Origin of the sequence: Pseudomonas syringae, assembly GCF_021606685.1 — a bacterium.
Lineage (GTDB): Bacteria > Pseudomonadota > Gammaproteobacteria > Pseudomonadales > Pseudomonadaceae > Aquipseudomonas > Aquipseudomonas syringae_R.
The window spans coordinates 80,522-96,520 of sequence record NZ_WKCB01000013.1 but is presented as its reverse complement, the minus strand read 5'-3'; the positions used below and the strand labels follow the sequence as shown (position 1 = coordinate 96,520).

At 55.3% G+C, this 15,999-nt stretch carries 20 protein-coding genes; 8 read left to right on the top strand and 12 right to left on the bottom strand.

Features of this window, described 5'->3' with window-relative positions:
* Positions 1-195 precede the first annotated feature (195 nt).
* On the bottom strand, positions 196-1,782 hold the full coding sequence (locus tag GIW02_RS08135; protein ID WP_101269772.1) for an ABC-F family ATPase: 1,587 nt from the start codon (positions 1,780-1,782) through the stop codon (positions 196-198).
* 20 nt (positions 1,783-1,802) lie between these two features.
* Entirely contained in the window at positions 1,803-2,996 is a 1,194-nt protein-coding gene (locus GIW02_RS08130) for a tyrosine-type recombinase/integrase (RefSeq protein WP_236418109.1), read from the bottom strand.
* Positions 2,997-3,623: 627 nt separating this feature from the next.
* Here GIW02_RS08130 and GIW02_RS08125 point away from each other — a divergent pair.
* Entirely contained in the window at positions 3,624-3,815 is a 192-nt protein-coding gene (locus GIW02_RS08125) for a hypothetical protein (RefSeq protein ID WP_236418110.1), read from the top strand.
* 35 nt (positions 3,816-3,850) lie between these two features.
* On the opposite strand, the gene GIW02_RS08120 is transcribed toward GIW02_RS08125, so the two are convergent.
* Together GIW02_RS08120 and GIW02_RS08115 are read right to left on the bottom strand one after the other, a co-directional pair.
* Positions 3,851-4,942: a site-specific DNA-methyltransferase gene (locus tag GIW02_RS08120; RefSeq protein ID WP_236418111.1), complete on the bottom strand. Its 1,092-nt coding sequence runs from the start codon at positions 4,940-4,942 to the stop codon at positions 3,851-3,853.
* 49 nt (positions 4,943-4,991) lie between these two features.
* The gene (locus tag GIW02_RS08115) at positions 4,992-5,633 is read right to left on the bottom strand and encodes a hypothetical protein (RefSeq protein ID WP_236418113.1); all 642 of its coding nucleotides are present in this window, start codon (positions 5,631-5,633) and stop codon (positions 4,992-4,994) included.
* Between the two features lie 197 nt (positions 5,634-5,830).
* Here GIW02_RS08115 and GIW02_RS08110 point away from each other — a divergent pair, with 197 nt between their 5' ends.
* A complete protein-coding gene (locus GIW02_RS08110) occupies positions 5,831-6,898 on the top strand; it encodes a hypothetical protein (protein ID WP_236418114.1) in 1,068 nt (355 codons plus the stop codon).
* A 400-nt stretch (positions 6,899-7,298) separates the two neighbouring features.
* Here the strand turns inward: GIW02_RS08110 and GIW02_RS08105 are convergent, their stop codons facing one another.
* On the bottom strand, positions 7,299-8,063 hold the full coding sequence (locus GIW02_RS08105) for an adenine nucleotide alpha hydrolase family protein (protein ID WP_236418115.1): 765 nt from the start codon (positions 8,061-8,063) through the stop codon (positions 7,299-7,301).
* A gap of 82 nt (positions 8,064-8,145) precedes the next feature.
* On the opposite strand from GIW02_RS08105, the gene GIW02_RS08100 reads away from it, so the two are divergent.
* Entirely contained in the window at positions 8,146-8,340 is a 195-nt protein-coding gene (locus GIW02_RS08100; RefSeq protein WP_236418116.1) for a hypothetical protein, read from the top strand.
* Between the two features lie 8 nt (positions 8,341-8,348).
* Here GIW02_RS08100 and GIW02_RS08095 read toward each other — a convergent pair whose 3' ends face one another.
* Complete coding sequence (locus GIW02_RS08095) at positions 8,349-8,909, bottom strand: hypothetical protein (protein WP_236418117.1); 561 nt, start codon at positions 8,907-8,909, stop codon at positions 8,349-8,351.
* 121 nt (positions 8,910-9,030) lie between these two features.
* Between GIW02_RS08095 and GIW02_RS08090 the strand changes: the two genes are divergently transcribed.
* Positions 9,031-9,471, top strand: coding sequence for a hypothetical protein (locus GIW02_RS08090; RefSeq protein ID WP_236418118.1), 441 nt, complete (start codon positions 9,031-9,033; stop codon positions 9,469-9,471).
* Positions 9,472-9,546: 75 nt separating this feature from the next.
* On the opposite strand, the gene GIW02_RS08085 is transcribed toward GIW02_RS08090, so the two are convergent.
* The 4 genes from GIW02_RS08085 to GIW02_RS08070 all read right to left on the bottom strand — a co-directional run bounded on the left by GIW02_RS08085 (position 9,547) and on the right by GIW02_RS08070 (position 12,079).
* Positions 9,547-9,858 (bottom strand): hypothetical protein, encoded by a 312-nt coding sequence (locus tag GIW02_RS08085; protein WP_236418119.1) that lies wholly within the window; start codon positions 9,856-9,858, stop codon positions 9,547-9,549.
* Positions 9,859-9,927: 69 nt separating this feature from the next.
* On the bottom strand, positions 9,928-10,521 hold the full coding sequence (locus GIW02_RS08080; RefSeq protein WP_236418120.1) for a hypothetical protein: 594 nt from the start codon (positions 10,519-10,521) through the stop codon (positions 9,928-9,930).
* A complete protein-coding gene (locus GIW02_RS08075) occupies positions 10,518-11,162 on the bottom strand; it encodes a lambda exonuclease family protein (protein WP_057712091.1) in 645 nt (214 codons plus the stop codon). The genes GIW02_RS08080 and GIW02_RS08075 overlap by 4 nt, the downstream gene beginning before the upstream one ends.
* Positions 11,159-12,079, bottom strand: a complete 921-nt coding sequence (locus GIW02_RS08070) for a hypothetical protein (protein ID WP_236418122.1) — start codon at positions 12,077-12,079, stop codon at positions 11,159-11,161. Before GIW02_RS08070 ends, GIW02_RS08075 begins: the two co-directional genes overlap by 4 nt.
* On the opposite strand from GIW02_RS08070, the gene GIW02_RS08065 reads away from it, so the two are divergent.
* The 4 genes from GIW02_RS08065 to GIW02_RS08045 all read left to right on the top strand — a co-directional run bounded on the left by GIW02_RS08065 (position 12,078) and on the right by GIW02_RS08045 (position 14,561).
* Positions 12,078-13,004, top strand: a complete 927-nt coding sequence (locus GIW02_RS08065; protein WP_236421822.1) for a C40 family peptidase — start codon at positions 12,078-12,080, stop codon at positions 13,002-13,004. The genes GIW02_RS08070 and GIW02_RS08065 overlap by 2 nt on opposite strands.
* 25 nt (positions 13,005-13,029) lie before the next feature.
* The gene (locus GIW02_RS08060) at positions 13,030-13,284 is read left to right on the top strand and encodes a hypothetical protein (RefSeq protein ID WP_236420073.1); all 255 of its coding nucleotides are present in this window, start codon (positions 13,030-13,032) and stop codon (positions 13,282-13,284) included.
* Between the two features lie 358 nt (positions 13,285-13,642).
* Positions 13,643-14,059, top strand: a complete 417-nt coding sequence (locus GIW02_RS08050; RefSeq protein ID WP_236418613.1) for a GNAT family N-acetyltransferase — start codon at positions 13,643-13,645, stop codon at positions 14,057-14,059.
* A 103-nt stretch (positions 14,060-14,162) separates the two neighbouring features.
* Complete coding sequence (locus GIW02_RS08045; protein ID WP_236418614.1) at positions 14,163-14,561, top strand: GNAT family N-acetyltransferase; 399 nt, start codon at positions 14,163-14,165, stop codon at positions 14,559-14,561.
* A 132-nt stretch (positions 14,562-14,693) separates the two neighbouring features.
* Here GIW02_RS08045 and GIW02_RS08040 read toward each other — a convergent pair whose 3' ends face one another.
* Both GIW02_RS08040 and GIW02_RS08035 read right to left on the bottom strand, forming a co-directional pair.
* The gene (locus GIW02_RS08040) at positions 14,694-15,317 is read right to left on the bottom strand and encodes a hypothetical protein (RefSeq protein WP_236418615.1); all 624 of its coding nucleotides are present in this window, start codon (positions 15,315-15,317) and stop codon (positions 14,694-14,696) included.
* 79 nt (positions 15,318-15,396) lie between these two features.
* Positions 15,397-15,765 carry a hypothetical protein gene (locus GIW02_RS08035; RefSeq protein ID WP_177015812.1) on the bottom strand — a complete coding sequence of 123 codons (369 nt, stop codon included), beginning with the start codon at positions 15,763-15,765 and terminating at the stop codon, positions 15,397-15,399.
* Between the last annotated feature and the right edge of the window lie 234 nt (positions 15,766-15,999).

Here is a 15,999-nt window from a genome sequence, read left to right as displayed (position 1 = left end):
GCCCCATAAAAAACACCGCGGATCTGTCAGGCAGAACCGCGGTGTTAGGGGTTAGGGCTGCTTCGCAGCCCAACGCGGGCAAGCCCGCTCGCCACAAAAGCCCGCTTGCCACACAAGCTCAATTGCCACATTAGCCCGCTCGCCATAACAAGCCCGCTTGCAACACAAGCGGCTTGCCATAGCTTTAGGAGCGGCTTAGAACACCACGCCTTGGCTGCGCAGGTAGTCGTCGTAGGTGCCGCTGAAGTCGATCACGCCGTTGGCGCTCAACTCGATGATGCGGGTGGCCAGGGACGATACGAACTCACGGTCGTGGCTGACGAAAATCAGCGTGCCCGGGTAGTTCTCCAGCGCCAGGTTCAGCGCCTCGATGGATTCCATGTCCAAGTGGTTGGTCGGTTCGTCCATGATTAGCACGTTCGGCTTTTGCAGGATCAGCTTGCCGAACAGCATGCGACCTTGCTCACCACCGGAGATGACCTTGACCGACTTGAGAATCTCGTCGTTGGAGAACAGCATGCGGCCCAGGGTGCCACGGATCACTTGCTCGCCCTGGGTCCATTGGCCCATCCAGTCGAACAGGGTCATGTCGTCTTCAAAGTCGTGCGCGTGGTCCTGGGCGTAGTAGCCCAGTTCCGCGGCGTCGGTCCACTTGATGCTGCCGGCGTCCGGGGTCAACTCGTTGACCAGGGTGCGCAGCAGGGTGGTCTTGCCGATACCGTTCGGGCCGATGATCGCGACGCGCTCGCCGGCTTCAACCTGGAAGCTGAAGTCCTTGAACAGCGGCTTGCCGTCGAAACCTTTGGCCATCTTCTCGACCATGACCGCCTGGCGGTGCAGCTTTTTGGTCTGTTCGAAACGGATGAACGGGCTCACACGGCTCGAAGGCTTGACCTCGGCCAGTTGGATCTTGTCGATCGCCTTGGCACGGGAAGTCGCCTGCTTGGCTTTCGAGGCGTTGGCCGAGAAGCGGCTGACGAACGATTGCAGTTCGGAGATCTGCGCCTTCTTCTTGGCGTTGTCCGACAGCAGTTGCTCGCGGGACTGGGTCGCCACGGTCATGTACTCGTCGTAGTTGCCCGGGAACAGGCGCAGCTCGCCGTAGTCCAGGTCAGCCATGTGGGTGCACACGCTGTTCAGGAAGTGACGGTCGTGAGAGATGATGATCATCAGGCTGGAGCGCTGGGTCAGGATGTTTTCCAGCCAGCGGATGGTGTTGATGTCCAAGTGGTTGGTCGGTTCGTCGAGCAACAGCACTTCAGGGTCGGAGAACAACGCCTGGGCCAGCAATACACGCAGTTTCCAGCCAGGCGACACTTCACTCATCGGGCCGAAGTGTTGCTCCAACGGGATACCCAGGCCCAGCAGCAGCTCACCGGCGCGGGACTCAGCGGTGTAGCCGTCCATCTCGGCGAATTCGGTTTCCAGCTCGGCCACGGCCATGCCGTCGTCTTCGCTCATTTCCGGCAGCGAGTAGATACGGTCGCGCTCGGCCTTGACCTTCCACAGCTCCTCGTGGCCCATGATCACGGTGTCGAGCACGGTGAATTCTTCGTAGGCGAACTGGTCCTGACGCAGTTTACCCAAGCGAACATTCGGCTCCAGCATGACCTGGCCGCCGGACGGATCGAGGTCGCCACCGAGGATTTTCATGAAGGTCGACTTGCCGCAACCGTTGGCACCGATCAAACCATACCGGTTGCCGGCGCCGAACTTGACCGAGACGTTCTCGAAGAGCGGCTTGGCGCCGAACTGCATGGTGATGTTAGCTGTGGAGATCAATTACTTTACCTATCAATAGCTTAGGGTGCGCTTATTTGAGCTGGGACCAATTTGGGACCAATCTGGAGCTTTTGCATTTCGCTCCAGTCCGAGCTTGAGTTGATCCAACGCGCATAAGTCGAGAGCAGCATCTGCACACTATGGCCGAGCTGCTGGGAGATGAAGGCGGGGTTCATGCCAGACATAATGCATATTGTCGCATAGGTGTGACGACAGTTGTATGGCGGGCGACGACGGATATTCAACGCTTTCAGTGTCGGTATCCATTGCTTGTGCAGGTCGGAGGTCTGCCGCACGTACTCTGCGTTCTTCGACGGCGGGAAGATGAAAGGTGTTTCCAGAACCTTTCCCTTGCCCTTTTTCCGACGTTCTGCATATTCCTTGGCGAACGCCAAGGCGTGCAGGGCGCGGTCATTCAGCAAAACAAAGCGGTCACTGCCCGTTTTCGTGCGCTCCACCACTTCCCCCAAGGCGATCCCGCGACATACGTGGGCCGTCCTCTTCTCTTCGTCAATCGCATCCCAGCGCATAGCCAGGGCTTCGGATAGGCGCATTCCCGTAAAAAATACAAACTCAAAAAATGCCGCATAGATCGTGCTGGGCCAGTGGTCGTGCCCGTACATCTTGGCGATGATCTGGTTGGCTTCGTCCAAGGTGAATGGATCGATTTCCTTTTTAGTGCGCTTGGGCAGCTCGAGGATGGCAGCAGGGTTCTTCGGAATCAGCTCCTCGTTGACCGCCGAATTCAGGATCGTCGACAGCTTCGAAATCGCGTTGCGTTTCACCCCGGGCGATTTCCACTCACTGGCAGCCATTACCCGGCGTAGCAGTGTGGTGGTTATCAGATCTATCCGCACCCGGGCTAGGCCAGGCATCCAGTAGCGGTTCAGCGCGCCCTTGTAGTTCCCCTTCGTGCCGGCCACTACCTCGCGACTGTCCAGCCAGAGCTGGGCGTACTCGCCGAAGTTGATTTTGCCCCCGGATACGTTGCTTGAACTGGGGAACAGCTCGGCGTACTTGTCGTCGTCGAGCAACCCCAGCTTGATCAGGCCTTTTACTTGATCAACAACCTGTGAGGCAGACTTGATTCCTTTCTGTGTCGCGGGATAGGGGAGCGTTTCACTGCGCCGGCTGCCGTTCCACATAAAGCGGATGCGGATCGATCCGTGGTGGAGGTCCATTCCTGCGGGCAAACCCATTGGCTTTCGAGCCATTCGTAGTATCTCCTGATGCTGTAGATAATCCTGCCGCAATGAGTGTTCCAGACACCTTCGGGTTTCTGTTTTCTGGCCCGCTTGGAGCGCAGGGCGGCGAGGGTGGTACCGAGGATTTGGGCCATTTGCGCCTCGGAGACTTTGTCGCCGGTGATGCCGTCGTTGAATTGTTCGGCTGCTGACATGGGGTGTCCTGGCCGCGCGGGGCGGCAAAAGGTGACCCGCCGCTCACCGGCAGGCACATATGGTTTAATAGGAAAAATTCTTGAATGGAATCGAACGATGGATAAGGCGTTCAAACAGCCAATTTTTGTAGTGGGACTGCCGCTTACGATTTGTGGCTTTGTCTTTGGAATTACTGGACTGCTCGCGAGTGGAACACTTGCCTATGTAGCTCCGGGGCTCTTGATACCTGGCTTGGTTTTCCTGGTGATTGGTTGGCGTAGACGGGATCAGTAATGCGCCGAACTCTTGCAGGCGTATGCGGGAATGGAGTGATAGCGTTTTGCTTGTATTCACTGGGCAGTGATACGGGTGTACAACTTCGTTCAACTCATTCAGCAAGCAGGCGAGCACGTGTCACACAACCTCGATGGTCCAGTTGTCCACGTTTATCGGGGTCAAACGATGTTTCTCAAGTTCGTATGGCGGCGCCCTAACGACAAAGCCCCCATTGCTGCCATGATCATCGAACCGGCGCCCATTCATGGCCTGGGCGAGGTTGCCGCCGAACTTACCGGCCCCTGGCCTGACTACCCATCCGCGATCGATGATGCCATGGCTGCTGCTGAGCGTTGGGTTGATAGCCAGCTGCCCTGACACCGATCACCGGCTGGCATGTAGGGGGATTGGGGTTAGGCTGCTGGGTGTTGCACTGTGTCGCGGAAGACATCCATCTGCGCCGCGCCGTCGAGCCAAGCGGCCGCGATCCGGCGTTCAGCCATTGCGGCATATTCCGGATTCAGCTCGCACAGGATCGATTTGCGACCTTCCTGCATGGCGACCACCGCCGTAGTGCCGGCGCCGCCGAAAGGGTCAAGCACAACGCCACCGAGTGGTGCGCCGGCCAGAATGCATGGCCTGATCAGGTCCGGAGGGAAGGTCGCGAAGTGGGCACCCTTGAAACTGTGGGTTGGCACTGTCCAAACGGTGCGCTTGTTTCGCTCGCTGGGCATTATCGCTAGGGCTGAGTCCATCGACTCGTTGTCCTTGATCCTGCCCCGGCATCTCTCCTTGTTATCCGTGCCGTGCCCCCAGCCCACGCCGTTTGATTTCCTGGCCACCGCCTTCATGTTGCCGTTGCTCTTGGCCCCACCATTGGCACGGTCACTGCCGACCTGCGCGAGAACGTCTTGCGAGAGCCGGTTGTGGGTGTTGGGTGAGCATGGCTCAAGGATCGCCGATTGGTCGTAGAAGTACTTCGGTGACTTGCTCAGCAGAAAAATGTATTCGTGGGCCTTAGTGCATCGGTCGCGGACGCTCTCAGGCATCGGGTTCGGCTTGTGCCAGATAATGTCCTGGCGCAGATACCAGCCGTCATCCTGCAGAGCGAAGGCCAACCGCCACGGCATGCCCATCAGGTCTTTGTGCTTGTAGCCTGCTGGCGCTGATCGCCAGCCCGTTGCCTGGCCCTTACCCTGCCATGCACCGTCCCCGCGCTCAGACATGAACGAGCCGCCACCGCCGCGACCACCAGATGCATAGCTGTCTCCCATGTTCACCCAGGCGGTGCCGTCGTCGCGGAGTACTCGACGCACTTCCTGGAACACCTCCACCAGCCGAGCGATAAACTCCGCCGGCGTTTCCTCCAGGCCGATCTGGCCGTCTACGCCGTAATCCCGCAGACCGTAATAGGGCGGGCTGGTCACACACATCTGAACCGATTTGTCTGGTAGCGTCCGCATCGACTCAATGCAGTCGCCGATCAAAACGCGATGCTGTTTCATGGCCTCGGCCCTCGATAGATGAACACGTAGGCGAACCAGAGGGTGGCGATCATGGCGTCACCGCCTGCTGCTCCTGGCGCAATGCCTGCTGCACGGCTTCGACAATCCGACGCAGGTAGGTGAACTTGTGGTTTTCTTCGACAGCCTTACCGTCGAGTGGGTAATGCCACTCATCCCCAAACAGCTCAGTCAATAGCTCGCTCTGATGCCAGCACTCGTTCGGGCTCTCGATGCTGAGTAATGAGTCGATGTCGTGCCAAAGATCGCGGGCTTCATCTTTGCTCAACTCGCCAAGCTCCCAGTCGTGTCGCCCGGTCTGTTGCCGGCGCCGCTGGACGATGCACTTCTTGGCCAGGGTGTGAAGCGCGTCTCCGCTGAATACAGTTGGGCTGATCCCACGATCTAGGCAGTTCAGGACGTAGTCCCATCCGCTGTCGGCGACGAACTCGGCGACGGTGCGCGGCCCCATCCCGCCCCAGTAGGCGTTCCAGCTGTTGTCCCAGCAGTTGATGGTGATCTTGCCCTGGGCGGTCTGGTAGTTCGGGTTCGAGTCAATCGGGCAGTCGCGCCGGCCGAAGTCCTCGAGAAACACAGTTATCGCATCGAGCCGAGGCGCACCGGTAATAACCAGCTTCGTTACTGTCGAGCGCTCCACCTGCAGGGGCGCGGCGACTTGGCTTTCTTCAGGCATGCCGAGATCCTTGCCGCTATAGCGGCTGACTTTGAAGGGATAGGTAGTGAGGGGTAGCTCTTGCTTGTGCGCTAGGTAATGGCTTCCGGTTCGCCCAGGCATCGTCTAGGTTGGGGATGGAGGAAAATCTGATGCGGGACAGCGAATAGTCTTCGTGTAAGATTTCTTAGTGAATCTAGTTTTGGGAAGGACAAGGAATGCTGGGGAAAGAGCTGAGGGCAGAGTATGAAAAAATTCAAGGTGAGTACAATTCGTTCGCAAAAAAAATCGAGACAGTTATAAAGGAATTTATCGAAGTTGATGGCCTTGCTGTTCATTCGATAAGCTCTAGGTGCAAGAGCCCCAAAAGCCTTGAAGCTAAAGCTCAGAAAAAAGTTGATAAAAAAAGTCCATATGGATCATTGGAGGAAATTACTGATCTGGCAGGTGTTCGAATAATAACGCATTTCGCAAGTGATTTGGATCGGGTGGCAACTCTCATCGAGCGCGAATTTGATATTGATTTGAAAAATTCGATCGATAAGCGAATGATGCAGGATCCTGATAGGTTTGGTTATGCGTCTATTCATTACGTAGTTGAGTTTGGCGCTGGCCGTCTTGCTCTTCCTGAGTACTCTCGATACTCGAAATTTAAAGTTGAAGTCCAGATCAGATCTATACTTCAACATGCTTGGGCCGAAATTGAGCATGATATAGGCTACAAAGCTGATGTTGAAATACCTAATAATATTCGGAGAAAATTTTCGAGGCTGTCAGGTCTGTTGGAGCTGGCCGATCAGGAGTTTGTGGCTATAAGCAGTGAGCTTGTAGAGTATGCAAAGTCTATTCGTGAAGCACCTGTAAACAAGCTTGATCAAGTATTTGTTGATAAAACCTCTCTGGAAAGCTTCGTAACTTCTAACGAATATATCGTTAGATTGGATCTCGAGCTGGCCAAAATTATGAGTAATGAAATTTGTGAACCTCAATTCAGCTTTAAGGAAATTGATGCCCTTCGGTATCTTGGGGTGGACACACTTGGTGAGATACTTAGGGGGGTTCGCTCAAATCGTGAACTTATTTTGAGTAGGGCAAGATCTATTGCGGACTCTAGCAATGATTTATCTGCCGGTATGCTTTGTGCCGGCGCGAGTGTTGCGTATCTTATGCAAGTTATCGCCGCGAAAACTAAAGATAAAAAATTTATCAGAGGCTATGTGGATTATCTGGACGTTTATAATCCAGATAATTTCGTTAGCTATTTACTCGATTTTACTAAGACATAGCATTCTCTTTTCGGACAGTTTGTTGGATCCGGAGACTCACGATCACTATGCATGCCCGGGCGGTGGAGTGAGGGAGTTATGCGGCGTCAAACGTGATTTTCTACAGGGGGTATAATCAGTACTTCTAAATCGATGAGTAATATGCTATGCGAGAAAACAGCTATATGTTTGGCCACTGGATTGTTTGCGCCGACCGTTTCAAGACGGCTCCTCTTGGGCTGCTTCTGGGGGGCGTCGGAATAGAGACGAACCCTGGAGACGTGCTTTATTCGATAAAGGGCGATCACCTCTTCTCTCCGAGCGATGAAGACCTTGGAGAGCTGAAAACACTAGGGGATTCTTGGGCTGTTGATCTTGGCGGCGGCCGATCAGGACACATTCTGAGACGGAGTCGTGAGGCCTATCCTCCGCAATAGCCTGAGTCGCACTCAGCGGGGAACATTTCCATTTGATCTCGCGGCCTGGGTGCTGCCGCCCATTGCACGACGGCACGGATGCCAACGGCACCTTTGCGGCGGGCCGTGCGAAACATCACTCGGGGCTTTCCTTTTCTGGTGAACCCCAGGTCTTTCTCGGTGATGTCGATCAGCCTTATCCGATCCTCGGAAAGCAGCCTGATGTCGTCGATATTCGCATTGATGCACGGGTAGCACTCAAGCGACCTATGAGGCAGCACATCAAAGCCTGCGCGATGAAGTAGGGCATCACGCATTGCATCGTCGTGCCGCACTAGGGGCTGCCATAGTTCCCGGCCGCCATGCCGCTCTGATTCCACGATGTGCTCCTCTGCGTCCGAACGGTGCCTGCTCTCGCTGCGCCTTACTCCGGTCATTGCCGTGGACTCCTTATCTGAGTCATTGACGTCGAGCCACTCCAAGGCTGGAAGCACCTTTAGCTCCGCGGTGCAGAATTGACCCTGTCCGCCGGCACCTGGCCAGCCGCGTTTCCGTTTTACCAGTTCGAGCATCCCCTCCGACTCGGTGCGTGCCGTGGTGAATCCATAGCCCTGAGCCAGCGCCTCGCCTCTGGCTACTCGGTCGATCCACCAGCTTGCAGACCATCCAGTGTCGGAGTAGAGGCACACAACATCCTTCAGGCCGCGCTCGTGCGCCCACTGGATAAGGGCGATAGAGTCGTTCCCGTAACTGCAGAACAAAACGTGCATAGGGGATCCTCGCCGGCTGGCGTGATTCGTTGATATGGGGTATTACGGGTGACCGGCATGAAGCCGGATCAAGGAGCGTTTCGTGAGCGATAAGCCTTCAGACAGAGAAGTGGCGAAGCTGATCGGCATAACTGAAAACGAGGTCGGCACCTATCGTGTCAACTCCGATCTGAGGCCTGACGGTCGATGGCTCATCTATTTCGGATACCAGATGCCTGTAGCTTTGCGCAAAGGCCTGACTGGGAGCTTCACGTTCTTAATGCCTGAGATAGGCTAAGCGCAATCTCAAGCGGCCTGGCGCTGTCCCAACACTAGTTGCCGCGCCGCTTCAAACTCGCTGCCGAGGATTTCGGCGGCGCCCTCGATGTTCTCGTGTCCATCCTCAAGCCTGAGGCCGAGATTCAGGTACACGACCCCTTCCAGCTCAAAGAACACGCCGCCGCACATCCACAGCGCGCCTGGGTTAAGGCCGATCGCCTCCCAGGCTTCGTCCATGTCGATGCTGGCGGGGCAATGTTCCTTCCAGAGAGCCAACAGGCGTTCATGCTCGGCGACCTGGGCGGCGCGAGCTTCCTTCGGCGTCCCTTTCGCAGGCTTGGCGCTGGACCTAAGAGCGCGGTAGCCGTACTGATCGGGGCGGCACCAGTGCACGTCCAGCTCGCGGCTATCACTGAGCTTCACGCCACCGACATAGCTCCGATTGCCCGACCGCATCGGCGAGGCCGCACCACCAAACACCTGGCCAAGCTTGGCGCGCTGGGCGTCCCATTCTTTGCGTTTGGCCTCCCAGGCGATTGCCGCGGCAACCACGGCCGGGGCAGTGGTCTTGTACATGTAGTTGCTCATGGATTATCTCCAGTCAGGCGCCGCCCTCCGTTACCGTATGCAACAAAGGTGTAGTGGCGTTTTGATTTTGTATGGGGTATTTGTTCTGGTCCGGCATGGAGCCGATTGAGGAGTTGTAGAAATGAAAAAAAGCGATTTTGAATACGATGCCAATCTTTTTCGTGAGGAAATGGCATCCGCTGACTTTGCTGCTAAGTATGCAGCGGGAAAATTGCTCGCAATGTTTGACCATTGGCGGGAACTGGGAGAGCGTTACCTAGATGGTGCGGTACTGATTTCACCTGCCTCAGGAGAAAGCCGGATAGATGGCGAGGTGATGGGAAAGAAGTTTTCAGTCCGCTACCAGGCGGGTTTGCGGACGGGGAGCGGCATGGTAGAAGCTGCTGTTTGCACAAGCTCTTTGATTTCTTTAGAACCCATTGAAGTTGTCCGATTTTTGGTGGATCAGAACGGCACAATTCTCTCTGTTACTGGCGAGGAGCTTGTTAATCAAGATCACCCACAAGCTAGCTATGTAACTTTCGCTGCAATTATCAGGCGCGTACTCAACGCATCCTCGTGATTTCTAGCGCGCAGGTTTGAAAGCTCCAATTGTCCTGATCATGCTTAATCATCAGCACGATATTGCCGGGGAGGCTCATACTTCTTCGGCGTCGAGCCGAGATGCTTGGCGCTGTCCTATGGCGTAGAGTTCTGCCGCCACGTTTTCGTTAACTTCGATTTTGTGGCGCGAACGAAGCGCATCTGCTGCGCCGTCCTTGCCGAGGGAGTGGACATAGCGAAGGCACCCAGCCATCACCGAAGCCTGCTCGGTGTCTTCAGTCCACGCCATTAGGTCGGCCAGCGCCTGCCGTGTGCCGGGCCGAACCCTGAGCCTCAATTCCTCTTCGGCATTCGCCACGCGCTTCCTGGCGGTTTTTGCCGAGCGCTCCTGCACAGTCTTGGCCATGGCCTACCTCTTCTATTCCGCTGGTCGGCAGTGCGAGCCAGGTTTGACGTTTGCGTTGCTGGACTCGACTCACGCAGCGCATCGATTACCGCCGGCGCGTGACATCGGATAGTCAATCGAGTGTTCTTCGATCAGACGTTTCAACGTGGTGTTGTTGATGTGCAGCTTTTCGCACGCCTGGCGCCGGCTGATACCAAGCTCCTTGTAGGCCTTGATCCGTTCGACCAGGATCAGTTCGTGCGCCTTCACTGCTTGCATCCGCTCAGGGCTGTCATGGCCGCCGTGGGTGCAACGCTTGAAGCTGAAATTTAATTCCTTGGACATGCTCAACAGGGTTCGCCTGCCAATGCCTGTTGCCAGGGCGACTTCTTTTTGCGTGTGGGTTGGTGCCAGTTCCATGACCTTTGCTACTCGCTGCCGCCGCTGTTCTTCCTGGCGCTCCAGCGGGGTAGGCGGCGGTGGCGCGACCGGCTCAACTCGACGCCGAACGAATGGCTTCGGCGCCGGAGGTTCCTGAGGGACGTATGCGACTGGCTTCGGTGGATGTGGTGGCTCGGCCACTTCGATCCTGCCGCCGGCCGCCAGGTACTGCTCGACCGCGGCAGCCAGTTCGTTGGATGCAGGCCGAAGCGCCTCGACCATGCTGAGGTGGTTGCTGATCATGCTGCTTTACTCCGCAGTTTCTCCTCATATCCGTCCACCAGAAGCTTGAACTCCCAAAGCTCCTCTTCAAGCTTGTCGATGTAGTTGTCGTCGCGCTTAAATTCCTGCCACCACAACTGGCGTCCGACCGATTCAAGGGCTGGACAGTACATCCCGATGTGCCACCACTTGCGACCGGTGATCCACATGCACCCCTGTACCTGGTCCATGATCTCGCTGGCGTCATTGTCGATGTGAAACGACCGAAGTTTTTCAGGGGCGAGGAAGCACTTGTACTCCGAGCCGCCATCTTCGCCGATGAAGCCATCTGCACTGGCGCCAAATGCGCCGTCGTCGGTTTTTACAAGTCCGACTTGAGTGACAATCAAGCCGGTTTGAGCTTCATGCTCCATGCGAGCCTGTGGTTCAAGTTCATGCCCGCGGCGCATTTGCCAGGTCTCAAAGCCGCCATCAAGGGGCTTGCCGCTGATCCGCTCCACAGCCAGTCGGAATGCATAATCCTGAGCCTTGGCGGTTGGTTCGCCCTTGTTCGGTCCTGACTTGAGCTTCGCTCGCGCATCGCCAAACATGCTGGCTGTGATAACGCCTGCTCGCTCCTGGTGCCACTCTTCAGAGCCCTGCGCGCAATTCACAATGATCATTCTGGAGTCTCCTCAAATTCAACTTCTTCGTCGACTGTTGGCTCGGGCTGCTGATCTGCGACGTCCTCGCTTTCCGGCTTGGCCTCTTCGGTGGCTTTGAGCTTCACTCCGCGCGCCACCACTGCGGCCTTGAACAGGTCGTAGGCTGTTGTGTCTTTGGCGTCATTGATGACAGCCACCCCGGCCTTCCAAACTTCTGTCAGTGCGTCGGGCGTGATGGCAGCTTCGGCCTGGGTAATCCAGTGAGCGGACAGGGCAGGGTCATGGGGGACTGGTGCGGCTTTCTGGCTTTGCGCCTGAGCCTGAGACTGCTCCTGTGGCCGCAGCTCCTCGGGTAGATCTTCGATGTCCTGCGTGAAGATGTCCGATGCCGCAGTGACGTTGAGCGTCATGGCGATCATGGCCCGCTTGCAGGCCATCTTGAGGATGGTGTTGGCCAGGTCTGCTGGTTCGGTGCGGATCTGATCGGCGGTATTGCCGTTTTTGTAATATTTCTTCCGGCGCAGATTCTCTGGGGTGGCGTCCAATTCCGCTTTGCAGATGACGCCGCGCCACTTGTACTTCTCTTCGCTGGACGAGCATTCGCCGACGCCTTCGCCGAGAGCAACACCGGTCATCTGGTGACGACCAACACAAGTGACCCGGTAGCGTGCTACGCCTGGGCCGGATAGATCTTCAATTCGGTATTCCTGCGCAACCCGGAAGGTCACACAGAGCACCTCTGCACCCGGCTTGTACAGGGTTGGTTTCTGGGTTCCAGGGATGGTGCCGTAGTGCGTTTCACGCTTCATGATGCCCTGCATCACTTCCTGCACCAGGTTAACGCGCTGGCGAATCTCGACGGCCGAGAAGCGGTGAACCTCGGCGGCAGTAAGGCCGGCACTTTCGCGTGCCGGCATTTGAATGATCTCGTTCATGACGACCTCAGTAAGTGATGGCGATGGCTGGAATTTTGCGCTGAGCAATCAAGGTGACTGCCTGTTTCGCGCATTCCACGGGCATACCGCCGGCGATAAATGCGTCCAGCGCGGCGCGGTTGATCTTTGCTTTGTGCGCCTTGTCCGCTTCCCGCGCGGCGGCTTGGCGGTTGATCTCGTCGGCAGCGGCATTTGCCCGTGCGATCTCTGCGAGTCTCGCTCGCTCAGCGGCTTCAGCTTGGCGGCGCTCCGAGTCAATGCGCTCTTGTTCTGCACGCTGCTCAGCAGCGAGCCGAGCGAAGAGTTCCGGCTCGATCCCGAGGACTACGCTGCGGCGGAAGACCTTGGCGAGCTGATCGGCATCGTTCACTCGCACCCGGACGCCACCAGCAGGCCGTCCCCGCATGACCTGGCCATGTGCGAGGCCACGGCGCTGCCCTGGCACATTCTGTCGTGGCCCGAGGGCGATATGCGCACGATCACGCCAACGGGCTGCACGCCGCTGCTCAAGCGCCCGTTCGTGCATGGGGCATGGGACTGCTGGCAGGTTTGCTCCGATTGGTACCAGCGCGAATGGGGCCTGGAGTTTGAATCCTTCCAGCGCACCGACGGCTGGTGGGAGAGTGCCGAGAACGCCAGCCTGTACGAGCAGCACTACGAGGCCGCCGGATTCGTTCGCGTAGACCGGCCGCAGCGCGGCGATATGATCGTTATGCAAGTCGGTCGTACGGTTCACCCGAATCATGCAGGGATCTACCTTGGCACCGATCCGTCGCTGCCTGGTGAGGATTCAGGTGTTTTCGACCCGGGCCCGTTCCTGTTGCACCACCTGTACGGCAGGCCGTCCGAGATCATCGTCTACGGCGGCCCTTGGTATGACCGAACGCGCCTGATCCTCAGGCACAAGGATGCAAAACAACCATGACGCGACAGGGTCGCCGGAGCAGGGCATGCAGACCGCACAATGCTACTTACTGACCATTCACGACCTTTTCAACATTACCGACGCTGGTGTCTGCGGCGCTGAAGCCGAAGTCGCCATTCTGGATGGTGTTGTCGAGATTGATCGCATGAAATTCTCCGGCAAGTGCCAGAGCAAAGGCGGTTACAGCCGCAGCTACTACGGTAAGTCAGGGCTTAAAGCAGCGCTTGTATCTGGGCCTGGGAGAATTGATTTTGGTTTGAAGCAGGCGGTCGCTATCTAGGTTCTTCGCCGCCACCCATAAAGTCATCTGTTCCTAGCCTATGCGACCCATACTTCACAGTGTGGCCATCACCCAGTCGCTCAGCCTCGATCTCTGCGACATTTTTGTCGGCGTAGATGTCAACAAAGCTCCATGGATCATTACGACCCACGGCCCATCCCATCACCCACCCAGGCATATCCGGGTCTGCTGGTAGATTTTTCACGAGACTTCTGACTGACATGGCCATTCCTTGGTAATTAAAAGCGCAACGCTACTACGCCAATCGTCAGGCGAGTTACTGGCATTTCATCCAGCTATATCAAAGATACTGAACGGTCTAAGATGGTGGTTTTGTTGGGACTAGGGAGCTATTGGAATGCCGAAGCGTATAGAGCTCAAGGAGAGCATGAATGCATCACGTGCAGAGCAGATGCTATCTAGCGATCCAGATTCGTTTAAAGACGCTAAATGCTGCGCTCATCGAAGCGAGCTCTTGACGATCGAAGCAGACGGGAAAGAATCCGGTTTTGTTCTTCTTGGTTATTGGCAAGGAGACGACGGAGTAGCTGTTGAGGTTTCTAAGTTCTTCGTTAAGCCTGAGTGTCGCGGGGAGGATGGGATTTCAGTTGCTGCTGCGCGAGAGGTTTTGTCTTTGCTTAAAAAACGTGGACATGAGCACTACGTACTACACTCCCTAAATGAAAAGGCTTCACATTTTTGGAAGAAAGCGCTGTCTGAGGTGAGCTACAGAGAGGACGGAAGCCTATTCAGAGTAGGTGAAGAGGTGTCGTAAAGTCTTCCCTCAAACCTAGGTGAAGCAAGTTTTTGCATCTGGCCACTATTTTGCTCCCTGAAATATGAGAGTAGCCGAAGCTGTTTTTATGTGGGGTATTCACATGGCCAATTTGACATTTGCCGAAGCCGGCCGGGAGCAGGAACTAGCTGCCCAGAAGATTTTGCGGCTCGATCCTGACTGTGGGTTTAGCGAGATCAGAAGTGATGCATTAGATGAGGGTGAGCGCTGCTACGTTATACTTTATGGTAAAGAGGTGGTGGGGTTCTATTCATTTCGCTGGGTTAGTAGCCAGATTTTTTACTTCTTCGTCGCGCCGGCTTGGCGAAAAAAGGGAATCGGAACGCAAGCGTTAGGGCAGCTGATTTTGGAATTGAGGGGGCAAGGAGTTGATCATGTTATTGTGAACATGACTCCCGGGTCAGAACCATTTTGGTATGCAGCTTTTCGTGGCTTCGGAAGTCAGAACGAATGGAGCAGTCGTCACAGATTCTATATCTAAAAAGCTCCTTGGTGCCTCGATCCTTGCTCCACGCCCAGTACCGTGCTGGGCTTTTTGCATTGGATGCTCTCAAGTTGATTTTTAGCTTATAGATCCCTAAGTGGGGAGGCTAGTAGCTCATCTACTTTGTAATTAATGGGCTGCGGCCAAGCCGATCAAGACTATGCTTGAAATGGCAGATAGAGTCACTCCACATTTAATAGCGATCCAAGCATTTTTCCGTATATTTCGATACTCGGGCTCTCCTGTTTTCACAGTATCCCATGTGGATTTCAGTAAGTGAGATGCTGCGTCGCGTATATCAATGCAGCATTTGCTAGCGTTTTCATAGTTCTCTTTGTTGAACTCGTTACGTGCATTTGTGATGTGTCGCATTAAAATGGCTTCATAGCTTTCAGGATCATTTTTTACGCTCTCTGGGTTTAATCTCATCTGAATGCAAGATAATGTTTTTATTGCCTGCTGGAAGGCCTCTTTACTGTTTTCAAACCATTGCTGGTCCAGCTCGACTTCGGTTTTTGTTGACTCATTGTAGTACTCTCGAAGGTTTTCTACTCTGATCAATTCTTGTAGTGCTGCACTATATTCAGCAATCTCGTTCCGCAGGCCATCAATCCATGAGAGTCGGAACTCAGATATTTTGTTTTCTTTTGAGCTTACTAGGTTTGCGAAAGAGAAGAAGCCCGCGATGACGGCAGCTAAAATTGCACCGATTGCAATATATAAAGTGGGTGGCATTGTGGTTGATATGTCCATATTAATTCCATGTCAGTGACAGTCCACACCTTGGTGGCGGTTAATTGGTAAGTGGTGTCATAGTTGTGCGCTCATAAACTCACTCGTAAAATACTCTGCCGGTGGAGCCGCCTAGGATGCGGTCACGGATTGGCATGTGACGGAAATATTCGCCGATAGCGCTGACTGATCCAGGCCTTGGATCTACGTCGTCTCTCCAAAAGGAAGCCTTCAGTGGGATGTCCACATTGAAGAGGCAAACAAACTGCTCCTCATCTAGATCATAGATGACTTTCTCAACAGCTGGCGCAAGCTCCGATCCTGTCATCGTTTCCCATAACGTGCAGCTGGTTCCTTGCTCAAAACGAAGGCCAAGGAAGGGGGCGAAAGGAAGGGTTACCTGATGGCTGCAGTAACCAAGTAGCTCGCCCTTCTGGACGACTCTGACAGCGAGCAAAACCTTATGCATTGGTGCTCCTATTATTGAGGCGTGTTGTCGAAAAGCCCGGCGGGTCGGGCATGGCGTTATTTTAAATTACGCTCGTATAGCAGCTCACTGCACCGACGCGCGACGTTTAGAAATAACCAGGCGCTTACTGCGAGGCCGCCCAAGAATACGAAAGCCAAAATGGCTTTTAGCGGTAGGCCGTGATCGCGAGTCAGGACTAACAGATCAGGTGTCGTTGTGGTGACAACCCATAAG

Bases quoted from the DNA above. Each gene is read 5' to 3' on its own strand.
- GIW02_RS08050 (WP_236418613.1), top strand. From the start codon at position 13,643: ATGCCGAAGCGTATAGAGCTCAAGGAGAGCATGAATGCATCACGTGCA.
- GIW02_RS08085 (WP_236418119.1), bottom strand. From the start codon at position 9,858: ATGGCCAAGACTGTGCAGGAGCGCTCGGCAAAAACCGCCAGGAAGCGC.
- GIW02_RS08105 (WP_236418115.1), bottom strand. From the start codon at position 8,063: ATGCACGTTTTGTTCTGCAGTTACGGGAACGACTCTATCGCCCTTATC.
- GIW02_RS08130 (WP_236418109.1), bottom strand. From the start codon at position 2,996: ATGGCTCGAAAGCCAATGGGTTTGCCCGCAGGAATGGACCTCCACCAC.
- GIW02_RS08115 (WP_236418113.1), bottom strand. From the start codon at position 5,633: ATGCCTGAAGAAAGCCAAGTCGCCGCGCCCCTGCAGGTGGAGCGCTCG.
- GIW02_RS08125 (WP_236418110.1), top strand. From the start codon at position 3,624: ATGTTTCTCAAGTTCGTATGGCGGCGCCCTAACGACAAAGCCCCCATT.
- GIW02_RS08065 (WP_236421822.1), top strand. From the start codon at position 12,078: ATGACGACCTCAGTAAGTGATGGCGATGGCTGGAATTTTGCGCTGAGC.
- GIW02_RS08110 (WP_236418114.1), top strand. From the start codon at position 5,831: ATGCTGGGGAAAGAGCTGAGGGCAGAGTATGAAAAAATTCAAGGTGAG.
- GIW02_RS08035 (WP_177015812.1), bottom strand. From the start codon at position 15,765: ATGCATAAGGTTTTGCTCGCTGTCAGAGTCGTCCAGAAGGGCGAGCTA.
- GIW02_RS08040 (WP_236418615.1), bottom strand. From the start codon at position 15,317: ATGGACATATCAACCACAATGCCACCCACTTTATATATTGCAATCGGT.
- GIW02_RS08070 (WP_236418122.1), bottom strand. From the start codon at position 12,079: ATGAACGAGATCATTCAAATGCCGGCACGCGAAAGTGCCGGCCTTACT.
- GIW02_RS08060 (WP_236420073.1), top strand. From the start codon at position 13,030: ATGCAGACCGCACAATGCTACTTACTGACCATTCACGACCTTTTCAAC.
- GIW02_RS08075 (WP_057712091.1), bottom strand. From the start codon at position 11,162: ATGATCATTGTGAATTGCGCGCAGGGCTCTGAAGAGTGGCACCAGGAG.
- GIW02_RS08095 (WP_236418117.1), bottom strand. From the start codon at position 8,909: ATGAGCAACTACATGTACAAGACCACTGCCCCGGCCGTGGTTGCCGCG.
- GIW02_RS08080 (WP_236418120.1), bottom strand. From the start codon at position 10,521: ATGATCAGCAACCACCTCAGCATGGTCGAGGCGCTTCGGCCTGCATCC.
- GIW02_RS08090 (WP_236418118.1), top strand. From the start codon at position 9,031: ATGAAAAAAAGCGATTTTGAATACGATGCCAATCTTTTTCGTGAGGAA.
- GIW02_RS08120 (WP_236418111.1), bottom strand. From the start codon at position 4,942: ATGAAACAGCATCGCGTTTTGATCGGCGACTGCATTGAGTCGATGCGG.
- GIW02_RS08045 (WP_236418614.1), top strand. From the start codon at position 14,163: ATGGCCAATTTGACATTTGCCGAAGCCGGCCGGGAGCAGGAACTAGCT.